The sequence below is a fragment of the Maricaulis sp. genome (assembly GCF_034670125.1).
Lineage (GTDB): Bacteria > Pseudomonadota > Alphaproteobacteria > Caulobacterales > Maricaulaceae > Maricaulis.
In genome coordinates this window covers 501,779-516,079 of sequence record NZ_JAXMOC010000001.1, presented here as the reverse complement: position 1 = coordinate 516,079, position 14,301 = coordinate 501,779, and the positions used below count along the sequence as shown (strand labels likewise).

Annotated in this window: 15 protein-coding genes; 4 read left to right on the top strand and 11 right to left on the bottom strand. The window is 62.9% G+C overall.

Features of this window, described 5'->3' with window-relative positions; translation table 11 throughout:
• Window positions 1–2: 2 nt before the first annotated feature.
• Window positions 3–569, top strand: a complete 567-nt coding sequence (locus VOI18_RS02175; protein WP_323760765.1) for a hypothetical protein — start codon at window positions 3–5, stop codon at window positions 567–569.
• Between the two features lie 16 nt (window positions 570–585).
• Window positions 586–1,044, top strand: coding sequence for a VOC family protein (locus tag VOI18_RS02170; protein ID WP_323760764.1), 459 nt, complete (start codon window positions 586–588; stop codon window positions 1,042–1,044).
• 4 nt (window positions 1,045–1,048) lie between these two features.
• Here VOI18_RS02170 and VOI18_RS02165 read toward each other — a convergent pair whose 3' ends face one another.
• The 6 genes from VOI18_RS02165 to dnaK all read right to left on the bottom strand — a co-directional run bounded on the left by VOI18_RS02165 (window position 1,049) and on the right by dnaK (window position 7,875).
• Window positions 1,049–1,723, bottom strand: a complete 675-nt coding sequence (locus tag VOI18_RS02165; protein ID WP_323760763.1) for a YafY family protein — start codon at window positions 1,721–1,723, stop codon at window positions 1,049–1,051.
• Between the two features lie 148 nt (window positions 1,724–1,871).
• Window positions 1,872–2,696 (bottom strand): 4-hydroxy-tetrahydrodipicolinate reductase, encoded by an 825-nt coding sequence (gene dapB, locus VOI18_RS02160; RefSeq protein ID WP_323760762.1) that lies wholly within the window; start codon window positions 2,694–2,696, stop codon window positions 1,872–1,874.
• On the bottom strand, window positions 2,693–3,772 hold the full coding sequence (locus VOI18_RS02155; RefSeq protein WP_323760761.1) for a hypothetical protein: 1,080 nt from the start codon (window positions 3,770–3,772) through the stop codon (window positions 2,693–2,695). Before VOI18_RS02155 ends, dapB begins: the two co-directional genes overlap by 4 nt.
• An 82-nt stretch (window positions 3,773–3,854) precedes the next feature.
• A complete protein-coding gene (gene dnaJ, locus VOI18_RS02150; protein WP_323760760.1) occupies window positions 3,855–5,042 on the bottom strand; it encodes a molecular chaperone DnaJ in 1,188 nt (395 codons plus the stop codon).
• Window positions 5,042–5,908: an FkbM family methyltransferase gene (locus VOI18_RS02145; RefSeq protein WP_323760759.1), complete on the bottom strand. Its 867-nt coding sequence runs from the start codon at window positions 5,906–5,908 to the stop codon at window positions 5,042–5,044. The genes dnaJ and VOI18_RS02145 overlap by 1 nt, the downstream gene beginning before the upstream one ends.
• Before the next feature lie 56 nt (window positions 5,909–5,964).
• Window positions 5,965–7,875 (bottom strand): molecular chaperone DnaK, encoded by a 1,911-nt coding sequence (gene dnaK, locus VOI18_RS02140; protein WP_323760758.1) that lies wholly within the window; start codon window positions 7,873–7,875, stop codon window positions 5,965–5,967.
• Window positions 7,876–8,186: 311 nt separating this feature from the next.
• Between dnaK and VOI18_RS02135 the strand changes: the two genes are divergently transcribed.
• Entirely contained in the window at window positions 8,187–8,825 is a 639-nt protein-coding gene (locus VOI18_RS02135; protein ID WP_323760757.1) for an alpha-ketoglutarate-dependent dioxygenase AlkB, read from the top strand.
• Window positions 8,826–8,837: 12 nt separating this feature from the next.
• On the opposite strand, the gene VOI18_RS02130 is transcribed toward VOI18_RS02135, so the two are convergent.
• The 3 genes from VOI18_RS02130 to hrcA all read right to left on the bottom strand — a co-directional run bounded on the left by VOI18_RS02130 (window position 8,838) and on the right by hrcA (window position 12,186).
• A complete protein-coding gene (locus VOI18_RS02130) occupies window positions 8,838–10,358 on the bottom strand; it encodes an FMN-binding glutamate synthase family protein (protein ID WP_416374849.1) in 1,521 nt (506 codons plus the stop codon).
• Between the two features lie 108 nt (window positions 10,359–10,466).
• A complete protein-coding gene (gene grpE, locus VOI18_RS02125; RefSeq protein WP_323760755.1) occupies window positions 10,467–11,099 on the bottom strand; it encodes a nucleotide exchange factor GrpE in 633 nt (210 codons plus the stop codon).
• A 7-nt stretch (window positions 11,100–11,106) separates the two neighbouring features.
• Complete coding sequence (gene hrcA / locus VOI18_RS02120; protein ID WP_323760754.1) at window positions 11,107–12,186, bottom strand: heat-inducible transcriptional repressor HrcA; 1,080 nt, start codon at window positions 12,184–12,186, stop codon at window positions 11,107–11,109.
• Between the two features lie 145 nt (window positions 12,187–12,331).
• Between hrcA and rph the strand changes: the two genes are divergently transcribed.
• The gene (rph, locus tag VOI18_RS02115) at window positions 12,332–13,048 is read left to right on the top strand and encodes a ribonuclease PH (protein WP_323760993.1); all 717 of its coding nucleotides are present in this window, start codon (window positions 12,332–12,334) and stop codon (window positions 13,046–13,048) included.
• Window positions 13,049–13,219: 171 nt separating this feature from the next.
• Here rph and VOI18_RS02110 read toward each other — a convergent pair whose 3' ends face one another.
• Both VOI18_RS02110 and VOI18_RS02105 read right to left on the bottom strand, forming a co-directional pair.
• Window positions 13,220–13,450, bottom strand: a complete 231-nt coding sequence (locus VOI18_RS02110) for a helix-turn-helix transcriptional regulator (protein ID WP_323760753.1) — start codon at window positions 13,448–13,450, stop codon at window positions 13,220–13,222.
• Between the two features lie 13 nt (window positions 13,451–13,463).
• On the bottom strand, window positions 13,464–14,018 hold the full coding sequence (locus VOI18_RS02105; RefSeq protein WP_323760752.1) for a DUF2975 domain-containing protein: 555 nt from the start codon (window positions 14,016–14,018) through the stop codon (window positions 13,464–13,466).
• Between the last annotated feature and the right edge of the window lie 283 nt (window positions 14,019–14,301).

Genomic DNA, 14,301 nt, shown 5'->3' with positions numbered 1-14,301 from the left:
GGATGAGCAATCCCTTTCTCTACGCCGCCGGTATCGCCCTGGTCCTGGCGGCCGCCTTCTTCCTGAGCTGGCTGGCGGCCCGGCGGTCGCTGATGGAAGACGCGCGGCTGGAATATGCCGAGCGGTGTGCCAGCAAGCCGGCAACGGTGAGGGGTGTCGACGCGGAGACGTTCGAACGGATATATGTCTCGGCCCATGAGCCGCGCGGCGCGCTCTATATCGCGGCGGCGCTGGTCTTTGCGATTGTCATCACGCCGCCGGCCGGGATCGGCCTGATCGCCTTGTGGCCCTATATCGTCATGATGCTGGATGGCGGGCCTTGGTATGATGTCGGCTATTATCCGTGGATGTTCTACATGTTCTTCGGATTGTGTGGCTGCTGGGCCTTGGCCGGTGCCGTGGTCGCCCGCATCCATCACGCCCGGACGCCGGAAAACTTCAACCCGGCCCTGGCCCGGGCGCGCGGCGAACCCCTCGACGATGTTGCAATTCCGCGCAAACGTCCCAAATGGGCGGTAGACGCCCTTTCGGGCACCAAAACCGACGCTTCGTCGACATCGGACAGCTGACGGCCGGGGAATGAACATGCGCTATCTTCACACCATGGTCCGGGTTGCCGATCTGGACGCCAGCTTGCGTTTCTACTGCGAGGGCCTCGGACTGACGGAAATCAGCCGTTATGACAGTGAAAAAGGCCGTTTCTCACTGATTTTTCTTGCCACACCGGAAGATGTCGAAGCGGCCGGTTATACGGGTGGCAAGATCCCCGACGGTCTGCCCTGCGTCGAGCTGACCCATAACTGGGACCCGGAGACCTATCAGGGCGGCCGCAATTTCGGCCATCTCGCCTATCGGATGGACAATGTTTACGAGGCCTGCCTGCGCCTGATGAACATGGGGGTTACCATCAACCGGCCACCCCGCGATGGCCATATGGCCTTTGTCCGTTCACCGGACGGGATCTCGATCGAACTGCTCCAGCGCGGCGACAATCTGCCACCGCAGGAACCCTGGGCGTCGATGGAGAATACGGGTAGCTGGTAACCGGTCAGGCGGCCCGACGCATGTCCTCATAGCGCTTGCCGGGCTCGTCCTCGAAACTCTCCGCCAACACGGTCAGGCGCTCGACACGATCTGTTCTGAAGTGTCTGAAATCATTACGCAATTCACACCATGCCGACAACAGCCAGACGCGGCCGAAGCAGGTCAGCGCCAGCGGGCGGATCACGCGTATCGTCGTGTCATCGGCCAGGGACTGATAGCGCACTCGAAGCTTGCGCTTGTTGGCGATGGCATTGCGAACCGGACCAAAGGCTTCCGGCCGGACGGTATCGTCCAGGAAGGCGGCAAACAGCGGAACGTCGCGCAAGCGCTGCCGATGGCTGTCCGGCAGGGCGTGTTCGATCTTGGCCAAGGCCTCATTCGCAGCCGATGCCAGATCCCGATCGCCGGTCGCCTTGACCAGGCGCGCTCCCAGCGCCAGTGCATCGAGTTGTTCGAATGAGAATGTCAGCGGCGGCAGGTCAAAACCGGGGCGCAGCACATAGCCGACGCCGGCCTCGCCGTCGATCGGCGCTCCGGACCCGATCAGATGGGCGATGTCCCGATAAATCGTTCGTTCTGACACATCAAAGCGATGGCCCATTTCATGGGCGGTCACCGCACCCGGCGCGGCTTCGCGCAGGGCTTGAACAATGCGGATGAGACGCTCGGCGCGGCGCACTGACACCTCCTGAAAACCGGACTGTCGGGATGATGTCAGGATTTGTGAGGCGGGACAAGTCACGGTGTTTCACGTGCAACATGGTCATAATGTCAGGATAGTGACGTGATTGGACCTGCCCGGATGCCGGCGGCCGGCTGTGACGGGCCTATCCGGTCACCACGTCCTGCATTGAATACTGGCCAGCCGTCCGCCCCTGACCGTCATTGGCCATCCAGCGCAAGGCGGCGAGGGCTCCGCGCGCAAAGATCGAACGATCCAGGGCCCGATGGGAAATCGTGATCTCTTCCAGTTCCGCCAGGAAACGCACCGAATGCTCGCCGACGACGGAGCCGCCGCGGCTGACGGCAAAGCCGATCGAGCCCGGCTTGCGTGGCCCGGTGACACCCTCCCGACTCCAGGTCGCCAGACTCTCCAGGCTTTCACCCCGGCTTTCGGCGGCGGCCCGCGCCAGCATCAGCGCTGTGCCGGAGGGCGCGTCGGCCTTGCGGCGGTGATGGGTTTCATGGACTTCGATATCCCAGTCAGTGGCGGGAAGGTGTGCCGCTTCGCGAACCAGCGCCTCGGTCACGGCGACGCCAAGCGAGAAGTTTCCGGCCACCAGCACCGGGATGCGGTCGGCACAGGCAGCAAGCCGGCCGGCCTGCTCCCGATTGAATCCGGAAACCCCCGTTACCAGCGCCGGGCCACCGAGACTTGCCAGGCGTTCGGCCGCCGCGACCGTCATGCCGGGCAGGCTGGCATCCAGCACGATGTCGGCATTCTCGACGGCAGGCTCCAATGCGGTGTCAGCCCGGCAATCTATCGGATCGCGTCCCAGCCAGCTGCCGATATCCTCGCCCGATACCGGCGATTCGGCCCTCACCACTGCGCCGGCGATCCGGAAGTCGGGGCTGTCGAGCAAGGCGTTGCATATGGCGCTGCCGAGGCGGCCGGTCGGGCCCAGAACGGCTACACGGATGGGAGCGGTCAAACCGGACCTCCAGACACGAATTGATCTGCCAGCTTCTCGAACAGATAGGAGCCGACAATGGGAAGGATCGGCAGCAGGATATAGAGCGAAAAGCGGGTGGCCAGACCAGTGGACAGCGGCCATTCCGGGCGCTCGGCCACCCAGACCTCATAGTCGGTCAGCCCGGCCAGAGCCGAGGAAGCGGCATCCTCACCCGCCAGCGCCCGGTCGCGAACGCGCGCCATTTCCTCATGGATACGGTCCAGCTCAGCGGCCTTGGCGGCGCATATTTTCCGGTGAACCGGGTTGAGTGCACTGGTCAGGATGAAAACACCCCCCGCCACGGTCGCCAGAATAGTAGGCAAGGCGATCCACAATTGATCGGGATCGAGCATGAAAAGCAGCAGGATGGCGGCCATGATCATCCATGATCGCGCGGCTCTGAGGCCGATCCGGCCGAAAACACTTAATCTGTCGAGATGGAAAAGATCGACCACGAGGTGCCCGGCAATCACCGACCGGATCTCCCGACTGCGGCGGGACAGGTCCATGCCGGCTCGAAACCCGGTGCCGAACAAGAGTGGTGACACGATCAGAAACCAAAGACCGACCGAATTGATATAGCCCAGAAGGTCAGCTGCCGTGTTCATGAGCAGAAAATTGAACAGGATGCCGAACACGAATCCGACCCAGAACAGGCGATGATAGCGTGCCCGCCAACTGACCGGTGCGCCCTTGGCCAGGTCTTCTGCGGCTGTCCGCCCGGTGTCCGGGAGAGCCCGGATCAGATCCTCGACCTCGGTTTCCCACCGCCCCTTGGCGCTGCCGGCAAAGGCAATGGCCGCTGTCAGGATCAATGACAGGACGAAGGCGATCCAGTTGACCTGATGGGTGATCCATTCGCCAGCTTCGTTCTGATACAGAAAGGGCGGGCTCTGCGTCACCTGCGCGATCAGCACGTAGAGACCGTAGGTCAGGGTGAAAACCAGCGCACTGGTCCCCATCATGCCCAAGGGTGAGCGCTGGAAGACGAGGTATTCGATATTGTCGAAGCGGGCTTCCGCGCCGGCGCGAGCCTGTGTGTCGGTCAAAAGCATTCCTCCCCAACCCAGCAACGAGTGCCGCCCGGGGAGCCTAAGCCGCTCCGTGCCGTGATGTCACGCCGCCAATCGAGCCGGGTCAGCCGGCATTGGGGCGGCCATCATCGGTGGTGACCTCGTCCCAGAACTGTTTGACCTTGTTGAAGAAGCCAGCGCTGTCGGGATTGCAACCCTCCCCGGACAGGTCGCAAAACTCCTTCAGAAGCTCTTTCTGGCGGTCACACAGATTGCGAGGTGTCTCGACGAAGAGTTCGACAATCATGTCGCCGCGAGGTCCCCCGCGGAGCCGCGGCATGCCCTTGCCACGCATGCGCATCCGCTTGCCGGTCTGGGCCCCCTCGGCGATCTTCATCTCGGCCTTGCCACCTTCTATGGTAGGGACCTGGATTGTGCATCCCAGCGCCGCCTGAACCATGGAGGCCGGCGTGCGGCAGTAGAGATTGGGACCGTCGCGCTCGAATATCTCGTGTTCGCGGACGGAGATGAAAATATAGAGATCACCGCGCGGCCCGCCCCGGGCGCCGGCTTCACCTTCACCGGCCAGACGGATCCGTGTGCCGTCCTCAACTCCGGCCGGGACCGTGACATTGAGGGTACGGGTCTTGCGGACACGGCCGACGCCGTCGCAATCCTGGCAGGGTGTTTTCACATACTGGCCACGACCACCGCATTGCGGGCAGGTCTGTTCCATTGTGAAAAATCCCTGGGAGCGGCGAATGCGCCCGGCACCCTGGCAGGTGCCACAGGTTTCCAGTTCGGTGCCCGGTTCATTGCCCTGACCGTCGCAGCGCTCGCAATGCATGGCAGTCGGTACCTTGATGGTCTCGTCCTTGCCGTTGAAGGCGTCCTCCAGCGAGATTTCCATGTCGAAGCGGAGGTCTGAGCCGCGTGCCGGTCCAGCATGACCGCGTCCGCCACGACGGCCGCCGCCACCGCCCATATTGAAGGCCTCTCCGAAGACCTGCTCGAAAATGTCAGCGAAATCAGCCGCTCCGCCGCCGCCACCAAACGGACCCTGACCGCCTCCCATGCCGCCGCCCTGTTCGAACGCGGCATGACCCATGCGATCATAGGCGGCGCGCTTGTTCGGATCAGACAGGACGGAATAGGCTTCCCCGACTTCCTTGAAACTGGCTTCAGCCGCGGCGTCGCCCGGGTTTCGGTCCGGGTGGAATTTCATGGCCTGTTTGCGATAGGCGCTTTTCAGCGTTTTCTCGTCGGCGCCCTTTTCGACACCCAGGACTTCATAGAAATCGCGCTTGCTCATTACTCGTCACCTGTCGGCAGGACCAGAACCGCGTTCTGCCGCATTTGCTGGGCTACTTCATAGCCGTGTTCAAGACAGAGACCGGCGGCGCCATCCGTGATGGCTGCTTCATGCCGGGTCTCGAGAAGGATCATTGTCGGCCAAAGGCTGCGCGGCGCGTCGGAGAAGAAGCCCCGCAGGACGGGTTCCTCGAAGCCCTCAATGTCCATTTTCATCACATCGACCCGATCCGCGCCCGCCTCGGCGAGGGCCGCCTTGAGGGGGCGCAATCGGATTGTGTCACCGACTTCGCCGTCGCTGGCGACATGGACCTCGCCCCGGTTGGTGTCCGACTGGACCATCGCGCCTTCGCCCTCCTCGGCGCCGAGCGCGTAGGGCAGGACAGTGACGGCGGTGGCATTGGATACACCGAGGTTGAATTCCAGCCGCCGCCTGTTTTCGATGTCGGGCTCGATGGCGATCGCCTTGACCGGTCGCGACTGCATCATCGCATCGGACAGCACAGACAGGGTATAAAGTCCCGCATTGGCGCCGGCATCGACAAAGATGAAGGGCTCACCGACCGGCTTGGCTTCCATGGCATCGCGGATCGCACGGCGCTCGGCATTGTCCCAGCTTTTTGAGCCGGCAAAAACGCGTTTCTCGCAGCGATTATCCCGCAAATGCACGCGGGCGAACTGGCCCGGAAAGACCTCAATGTCTGCAATCTCTCGACCGCCGGACATCAGGGCCCGCCGCACAACGGATTCGGCGCTTCGCCGCAGGGCATCACCGGGCATGGCCATGGGCAGGCACCGGAAGCGCTCTGCCAGGGGTGAAAGCGAAAAGGCTCCGAATGGAGCGGTCAGGGGATCAGGACGGGTCATGGTCACGCTCTGGTGTTGGGCCGGGAGGGCATGAATCCCTCCCGGTCAACCGGACCTTACGCGTCTTTCTTCTTGTCGTCGTCGACTTCGGAGAACTCCGCGTCGACCACGTCATCATCGCCTTCGGCGTCAGACTTGGCATCGGCTTCAGCCGCCTCGGTCTGCTGGGCCGCATACATGGCCTCGCCGAGCTTCATGGCCGCCTGGACCAGGGCCTGGGTCTTTTGCTGGATGGCTTCGAGGTCCTCGCCGTCCTTGACTTCCTTCAGCTCGTTCAGGGCCGCCTCGATGGCGTCCTTGTCCTCGCCCGGAACCTTGTCGCCGAACTCTTCGAGCTGCTTCTCGGTCTGATGGATCATCGCTTCGGCGCCATTGTGGGCCTCGACGAGTTCCTTCTTCTTCTTGTCCGCGTCGGCATTGGCCTCGGCGTCCTTGACCATCTGCTCGATATCGTCGTCCGACAGACCACCCGAGGCCTGGATGCGGATTTGCTGCTCCTTGCCGGTCGCCTTGTCCTTGGCGGACACGTTGACGATGCCGTTGGCGTCGATGTCGAAGGTGACCTCGATCTGTGGCAGGCCGCGCGGTGAGGGCGGGATGCCGACCAGGTCGAACTGGCCGAGCAGCTTGTTGTCCGCCGCCATTTCACGCTCGCCCTGCGACACTCGGATGGTCACGGCCGTCTGATTGTCGTCAGCGGTGGAGAATGTCTGCGACTTCTTGGTCGGGATTGTCGTGTTGCGGTCGATCAGTCGGGTGAAGACACCGCCCAGCGTCTCGATACCCAGCGACAGCGGGGTGACGTCGAGCAGCAGCACGTCTTTCACGTCGCCCTGCAGGACGCCGGCCTGGATGGCGGCGCCCATTGCAACGACTTCGTCCGGGTTCACACCCTTGTGCGGGTCCTTGCCGAAGAAGCCCTTCACGGCTTCCTGGACCTTGGGCATGCGGGTCATGCCGCCGACGAGGACGATATCGTCAATGTCGGACGGGCTGAGGCCGGCATCCTTGAGCGCCTTCTTGCAGGGCTCGAGCGTGCGCTTGACCAGATCCTCGACGAGGGCTTCCAGTTTGGCGCGGGAGAGCTTGATATTGAGGTGCTTCGGGCCCGACGCGTCTGCCGTGATGAAGGGCAGGTTCACTTCGTAGGAGGTGGCCGAGGAGAGTTCCTTTTTGGCCTTTTCGGCTTCTTCTTTCAGACGCTGGAGAGCCAGCTTGTCGGACTTCAGATCGATGCCGTTCTCTTTTTTGAACTCGTCCGCGAGGTATTGGACGATGCGCATGTCGAAGTCTTCACCGCCGAGGAAGGTGTCACCATTGGTGGCCTTCACCTCGAATACGCCGTCACCGATTTCCAGAACCGAGACGTCGAAGGTGCCGCCGCCGAGGTCGAACACGGCGATCGTCTTGTTCTCACCCTTGTCGAGGCCGTAGGCCAGGGCTGCCGCGGTCGGCTCGTTGATGATGCGAAGGACTTCCAGGCCGGCAATCTTGCCGGCGTCCTTGGTGGCCTGGCGCTGGGCGTCGTCGAAATAGGCCGGAACCGTGATGACGGCTTTCTCGACCTTCTCGCCGAGATAGCTTTCAGCGGTTTCCTTCATCTTCTGAAGCGTGAAGGCGGAGATTTCCGACGGGGAGTATTTCTTGTCGCGACCCTTGACCCAGGCGTCATTGCTGTCGGACGGGACGATGGCGTAGGGCACCATGTCGATGTCCTTCTTGACCGTCGGGTCATCCATCATGCGGCCGATCAGGCGCTTGATGGCGAAGAAGGTGTAGTCCGGGTTGGTGACGGCCTGGCGTTTCGCCGGCTGGCCGATCAGGCGCTCGCCATCCTCGGTGAAGGCCACGACGGACGGAGTGGTCCGGACGCCTTCGGAATTTTCGATGACCTTTGGTTGGCCGCTTTCCATAACAGCCACACAGGAATTGGTCGTACCCAGGTCGATGCCGATGACCTTGCTCATTGATCGTCTCTCCGTTTTTTCCAAGCGGGACCCGTCCGGCGAATGCAAAGCCTTCGTGTGAAGCGCTCCACATCCCGCTGACTGCCCCCTTCGGGATCGTCATTGATGATGCCGGTGTGCCGACACCGGTGTTGGTTCAATCCGCAAGGTCTGACCCTGCGCTTGATGGCGATTTAGGGAGGCGGGGCGAGGAGTGCAAGGCCTGTCTCAGCTGCGTTGCATGTCGCCCATACGCATTTGATATGACTCCGGGCTTTCCAATCCGCACAGACCGGGTGGCCAGCCCGCCGACCGCGGCCCATCTTTGTGGCATGAGCACGCCTTATGTCATGCCCGACGGATTCCGTCTTCTGCCAGGAAAACTCTCGCGCTCGGAGCAGCTCGCGCTGATCGACGCCGTTATCGCATCGCAGGACGCCACTCCTTTTTGGCGGCCGTCCATGCCGCGGACCGGCCAGCCCCTGTCAGTGATGATGACGAATTTCGGGTCGTTAGGATGGGTCACCGACAAGATCGGTGGCTATCGCTACGAGCCGCGCCACCCAGAGACCGGACGGGCCTGGTCTGCCATGCCGGACGCGTTGACCAGTCTTTGGCGTGAAGTGGCGGACTATCCGGCCGATGCCGAGGCCTGCCTGGTCAACTGGTACGCGCCCGAGAGCAAGATGGGCATGCATGTCGACTGGGATGAGGAGGCAACGGATGCGGCGGTGGTTTCGATCTCGCTGGGCGACAAGGCGCGCTTTCGCCTCGGCGCAGCGCAGCGCGGCGGCAAGACAGCCTCGATGGTGTTGTCGTCAGGCGATGTGGTCGTGCTGGGCGGCGCGGCCCGGCGCTGCTATCACGGCGTCGATCGCATCTATCCGGGCACGTCCACGCTGTTGCCGCCGGAGTATTTTCCCGGTGGCGGCCGGATCAATCTGACCATGCGTCGGGTAAAGCGTCCCTGAGGCCTGTCGGGTTCAGTCCTGACCCGGAACCTGCCGGTTTGGCGCGTCGTCGTCCGGCATGAAATCCATTGCCGTCATAGGCAGCGAACGTCCATTGGACTGGACAATCCGGACATGTTTGCGCCCCAACCGGCGCGGCTCCGGTACGCCACAGGAATGGGCGATCATCTCGACATGCTTGCGGACCGTGTCGGCATACTCGGCCACGCGGTCGGCCTTGTCCTTCACCACCAGTCCGCGCTGCAGGCTTTTCTTGTGGGTGGTGACGCCGGTCGGGCAGGTGTTCTGGTGACACTTCAGCGCCTGGATGCAGCCCAGCGAGAACATGAAGCCGCGGCCGCACTGGATGAAGTCGGCACCGGCGGCGAGCGCCCAGGCCACGGCACCGGGAGTCAGCAGCTTGCCGGAAGCAATCACGCGTATGCGGTCGTTCAGGCCATAGCGCTCCAGCAGGGTGACCACAATGGGCAGGCTTTCGCGAATGGTCAGGCCGACATTGTCCATCAACGCCATCGGCGCGGCACCCGTGCCGCCATCGCCGCTGTCGATTGTGAAGAAGTCCGGCGCGCTGTCCGGGCCACGCTTGGTGATCTCGACACACATTTCCTCGATCCAGCCATAGGCGCCGATCACGGCCTTGAAGCCGACCGGCTTGCCGGTGACCTCACGAATGTGCGCGATCATGTCGAGCAGGCCGCCAATATCATCGAACTCCGGATGCCGGTTGGGAGAAATCGATGCCTTACCGACCGGAATGCCGCGGATATCTGCGATGTCCCGCGTCACTTTTTCTGCCGGCAGGATGCCGCCCTTGCCCGGTTTGGCGCCCTGCGACAGTTTCAGCTCGAACATGCGAACCTGGTCATGACCGGCGACCCGGCGCAGTTTTTCGTCGGACAGTCCGCCCTGCTCATCGCGAACACCGTATTTGGCCGTCCCGATCTGGAAGACGATGTCGCAGCCGCTTTCCAGATGCATGGGCGACAATCCACCCTCGCCGGTATTCATCCAGATACCGGCCTTAGCCGCGCCACGCGACAGGGCCCGCACCGCCGGTTTCGACAGCGCGCCATAGCTCATGCCGGAAATATTGAAGAAGGAGGGGGCGTCGTAGGGGGTCCGGCTATTTGGCCCGATCCGCATCGGCTGCGTCCTGGCGGCGTGATCATCCAGCAGGGGGAAAGGGCAATTGACAAAAATCGCCGTTCCCGGCTTGTCCATCGGCTTGGTGGATCCAAACGGAATGGTGCCGCCCTTGCCTTCAGACGACCGATAGACCCATTCGCGCTCGGCCCGATTGAAAGGCAGCTCCTCGCGATCCATGGCAAAGAAGTACTGCCGGAAAAACTCCCCCAGCGTCGTGAACAGCGAGCGGAAGCGCCCGACGACCGGATAGTTCCGGCGAACCGCATCGCGGGTCTGGGTGATGTCGGCGGCATACATCAGCAGCACAATCAGGGCCGCCACACCAATCGCGAGCACGAATATCTGGGTCAGGACGTTCATCACGTCCATCGTCCAATCCGGTAACATCGACATGAAGCACTCCCGCCTGATCCGCGGGCATCATGGCCCGCTGTCCGGCGCAAGGCGAGTGATTGCTGGGTCGGCTGCTGCGGCTGTGATCAGATGTGACCCGGTTCAGGCCTTCACATCGACATTGCCGCCAGAGCCACCGGCTGTGTCACTGCCGCCGGCAGCAGGGCCGGAGGAGACCGCGACCATCGCCGCGCGCAGGGTGCGCTCTCCGATCACGAAGCCGGTCTGCATGACGGCTGCGATCTTGCCGGTGCCATGGTCCGACGGGATCTGGGCGACGGCCTGGTGTTTGTGCGGGTCGAATGTGTCGCCCGGCTGAGGGTCGACCTTCTTGACGCCGTGACGCTCCATCTTGGAGAGCAGGGCCTTCTCGGTCATCGCGACGCCTTCGACCACATTTTTCACGGCGTCCGGCACATCGGCCAGCGCGGCTTCGTCGACAGAGCCGACAGCCCGCGAAAGATTGTCCGACACATCCAGCATGTCCTTGGCAAAGCTGGAGACGGCGTAGCTGCGCGCGTCAGCCACATCGCGCTCGGCGCGGCGACGGGTGTTCTCGGCTTCGGCGAGGGCGCGCAGCAGCTTGTCGCGCATCGAGTCCAGTTCCGCGGTCAGTTTCAGCACCGGGTCCAGCTCGGTTTCGGCTTCACCGGCATCGTTCGACGCTTCGGCTTCCACGGCGTCGTCCTGCGGTGTTTCGATGTCGTCTTGCGGCTTGTTCTCTGTGTCGCTCATTGCTTCTTCACTCTCGCGATCGGGCGCTGTCCAGTATCTGTCCGACCACACGGGCAGTGTAGTCGACGAGGGGGATAACACGGGCATAGTTCAAACGGGTGGGGCCAATTACACCCAAGGCACCGATGATTTCCTGCTCGGCGTTCATATAGGGAGCCACAATCACACTGGAACCCGACAGACTGAAAAGCGGGTTCTCGGCGCCGATGAAAAGGCGCACGCCTTCCGCGTCGCGAGCCTTGTCCAGCAGGGTGACCAGCTCTTCCTTGCGTTCGATGTCTTCGAACAACAGGCGGATGCGTTCCAGGTCGCCAACCGCATCAAGGCTTTCCAGCAGGCGCGACTGGCCGCGCACGATCAGCGAGCGCTCCTGGCCCTTGCCGCCGCTCCAGTCTGCGAGGCCCTGCTTGACCAGGCCTTCGGCGGCGCTGTCCAGGGCCGACCGGCGTTCGGCGATTTCCAGCTCGATGGCTTTGCGGGCGTCGCTCAGGGTGCGGCCCTTGAGGCGTGTCGACAGATAGTTCCCGGCATCGATCAGCGCCGCGGGCGGTATCCCGTCAGGCGTGCGCATCAGCCGGTTCTCGACGCTGCCATCCTCAAACACCAGCACGCCCAGCATCTCGACCTTGGACAGCGGCACGAATTCGACATGGCGCAGCGGTGCTTCGCGTTTCTGGGTCACGACCAGCCCTGCACCACCGGACAGGCCGCCCAACAATGAGGTCGCCTCGGTCAGCAGATCCTTGGTCGAACGCCCCGACATCGAGACCTGGCCTTCAATCGCCTTGCGTTCGTCAGCCGACAGCTCACCGACCTGCAGCAGCCCGTCCACGAACAGGCGCAGGCCGGCATGGGTGGGCATGCGTCCGGCGCTGGCATGCGGCGCGCTCAACAGGCCGAGATCGGCCAGGTCCGCCATGGTATTGCGGATGGAAGCCGGCGACAGGGAGAGATTGCCGCTCTGGGACAGGGTCCTCGAACCAACCGGGTCGCCCGAGCGCAGATAGGCCTCGACGATTTCGCGAAAGATCGTGCGCATGCGGTCATCGAGCGCGGCCAGGGCCGATTGAGGGGCGGTCAGGGACATGTCCCATCAATTAGTCGTGCCGGGCTTCCGGTTCAATCCGCTTTGCGACCGCAGCACTGGCGTCCGGTCGCGACATGCCGGCTTGATGCTGGCCCTCAACGCCGCTAGGAGCGGGGCCAACGAAGCCGTCAAACCGGAGATGACGATGCGACCCAATGGACGTGCCCGCGACGCAATGCGTGAAATCAAGCTGGAAGCCGGTGTCTCGGTCTATGCGGAGGGCTCCTGTCTCGCCCGCTTTGGCGGCACCCATGTGCTGTGTGCTGCCAGCATTGAAGAAAACGTCCCGCCATGGCTGCGCGGTGGCGGCAAGGGCTGGGTAACGGCGGAGTACGGCATGCTGCCGCGTGCCACGCATACACGCTCACGCCGTGAGGCGACGGCGGGAAAGCAGTCTGGCCGGACCCAGGAAATCCAGCGCCTGATCGGTCGTTCCCTGCGCGCCGTGGTCGACCTCAAGGCACTCGGCGAGCGCCAGATCACCATCGACTGCGACGTATTGCAGGCTGATGGCGGCACGCGCACAGCGGCAATCACCGGCGCCTGGGTCGCGCTGAAACAGGCCACCGCCTATCTGATCGAGGAAGGCTTGCTGACAAGCGACCCGGTTCACGGTCAGCTCGCGGCGATTTCCTGCGGCGTGATCGACGGGGAAACCCGCCTTGATCTGGAATATGAGGAAGACCGCCGCGCCGAGGCCGACGCGAATTTCGTTCTGACCAATACCGGCGGTATCGTCGAAATCCAGGCCACAGCCGAAGACAAGCCGATCCCGGAGAGCGATTTCGACCTGCTTTTCGCTCTGGCGAAAGCGGGCGTCGTCGATCTGTGCGAGGCGCAGCTGGCGGCGTTGAAGGGTTAGGGCTTGCACTCCGGCGTCAAGCCGGGTGAATTAAGAGAACAGACGGCGGGGGCGCGCTGGGGGGCTGGAAACGGCCCGCACGGCCTCTTTGGGAAGGGGCTACCGTGCAGGCCCACCCCCGCCGTCTGTCCCGTCGACCCGAGGGCCGGCGGTTCTGTGAGACGCGCGCGCCTATTCGGCAGCGTCGGCGTCATCATCCTCATCGTCAAATCCAAGCAGGTCGCCGGGCTGACAACCCAGTTCGCGACACAGCGCTTCCAGGGTCGAGAAGCGGACGGCCTTGGCCTTGCCTGTCTTGAGGATGGACAGGTTGGCCATGGTGATTCCGACACGGTCGCAGAGTTCGGTCAGCGACATGCGGCGCTCGAGGAGCATGCGATCTAGAGTGACGCGAATGGGCATGGTGTGCGTCTCCCTAAATCGTCAATTTTTGTTCTTGGCGCATCCGCGCGCCTTCGCGGAACACTTCCGCCAGTACCAACAGCGCCAGAACGGCGAACCAGGCGCCGAGGTCGAAACTGCCCAGCTTGTTGATTTCCACCCCGCCGACGACCGGCGCATCGGCGTGCAACAAGGTCATTACCATCGCGACAGCGCCCTGGGTGAGGTAGCGCAGGACCTGGAAGACGGCGATGGCGATGGCGATCAGCCGGAGGTGGCCGGCGTTTTCGGGTACGAAGGGATCGCCGGCGACAAGCGTTGAAAAGATCCGGCGCAGCCGGTCATTGACGACCAGGAATGCGGTGATGTGGGCGATCAGGATCGGATAGGCGCCACCAAAATTCCGGATCGCCTGGAACAGGTCGGTCAGGAAATTCGGCGAATAGCCGAGCCAGTCCATCGCCAGGAGGGTGCCTGTAGCGACCAGGACGAGGGCAGCAAAGGCCAACAGACCCCAGGCCAGGTACCAGACAATGTCCAGTACCACCTTCAAGACGGATACAAGTGATCCGCTCCCCAGTGTCTTCATGACCGCCCCTTCCCTGTTAGGCGTCGCACGCGAGGTCCGTTGACCTTAGCCCGGCCTTCCGGACCTCACGCGACTTTTTCCATCATGCCGTGACCGGGGCAATGGCGTAGAACGCACCTGCCGCGACCGAGACCAGCAGTACCAGGTTGATGGCGATGGAGCCGATCATCTGGATACCCGAATTGTTGGACCTGACCATTTCACTGTTTCCTTTCTCTTGTATCTGACCAATTACCGTTGTCATTCATGTTGTTCGGGTGACGTTTCCCGCCCTTGTTGTTTA

What these genes read in the sequence shown, in the direction of transcription:
- dnaJ (WP_323760760.1), bottom strand. Translation starts at nt 5,042, where the DNA reads ATGAGCAAGCGCGATTTCTATGAAGTCCTGGGTGTCGAAAAGGGCGCC.
- VOI18_RS02135 (WP_323760757.1), top strand. Translation starts at nt 8,187, where the DNA reads ATGAGCACGCCTTATGTCATGCCCGACGGATTCCGTCTTCTGCCAGGA.
- VOI18_RS02105 (WP_323760752.1), bottom strand. Translation starts at nt 14,018, where the DNA reads ATGAAGACACTGGGGAGCGGATCACTTGTATCCGTCTTGAAGGTGGTA.
- VOI18_RS02145 (WP_323760759.1), bottom strand. Translation starts at nt 5,908, where the DNA reads ATGACCCGTCCTGATCCCCTGACCGCTCCATTCGGAGCCTTTTCGCTT.
- dnaK (WP_323760758.1), bottom strand. Translation starts at nt 7,875, where the DNA reads ATGAGCAAGGTCATCGGCATCGACCTGGGTACGACCAATTCCTGTGTG.
- VOI18_RS02175 (WP_323760765.1), top strand. Translation starts at nt 3, where the DNA reads ATGAGCAATCCCTTTCTCTACGCCGCCGGTATCGCCCTGGTCCTGGCG.
- grpE (WP_323760755.1), bottom strand. Translation starts at nt 11,099, where the DNA reads ATGAGCGACACAGAGAACAAGCCGCAAGACGACATCGAAACACCGCAG.
- rph (WP_323760993.1), top strand. Translation starts at nt 12,332, where the DNA reads ATGCGACCCAATGGACGTGCCCGCGACGCAATGCGTGAAATCAAGCTG.
- VOI18_RS02110 (WP_323760753.1), bottom strand. Translation starts at nt 13,450, where the DNA reads ATGCCCATTCGCGTCACTCTAGATCGCATGCTCCTCGAGCGCCGCATG.
- VOI18_RS02155 (WP_323760761.1), bottom strand. Translation starts at nt 3,772, where the DNA reads ATGCTTTTGACCGACACACAGGCTCGCGCCGGCGCGGAAGCCCGCTTC.
- VOI18_RS02170 (WP_323760764.1), top strand. Translation starts at nt 586, where the DNA reads ATGCGCTATCTTCACACCATGGTCCGGGTTGCCGATCTGGACGCCAGC.
- hrcA (WP_323760754.1), bottom strand. Translation starts at nt 12,186, where the DNA reads ATGTCCCTGACCGCCCCTCAATCGGCCCTGGCCGCGCTCGATGACCGC.
- VOI18_RS02130 (WP_416374849.1), bottom strand. Translation starts at nt 10,358, where the DNA reads ATGTTACCGGATTGGACGATGGACGTGATGAACGTCCTGACCCAGATA.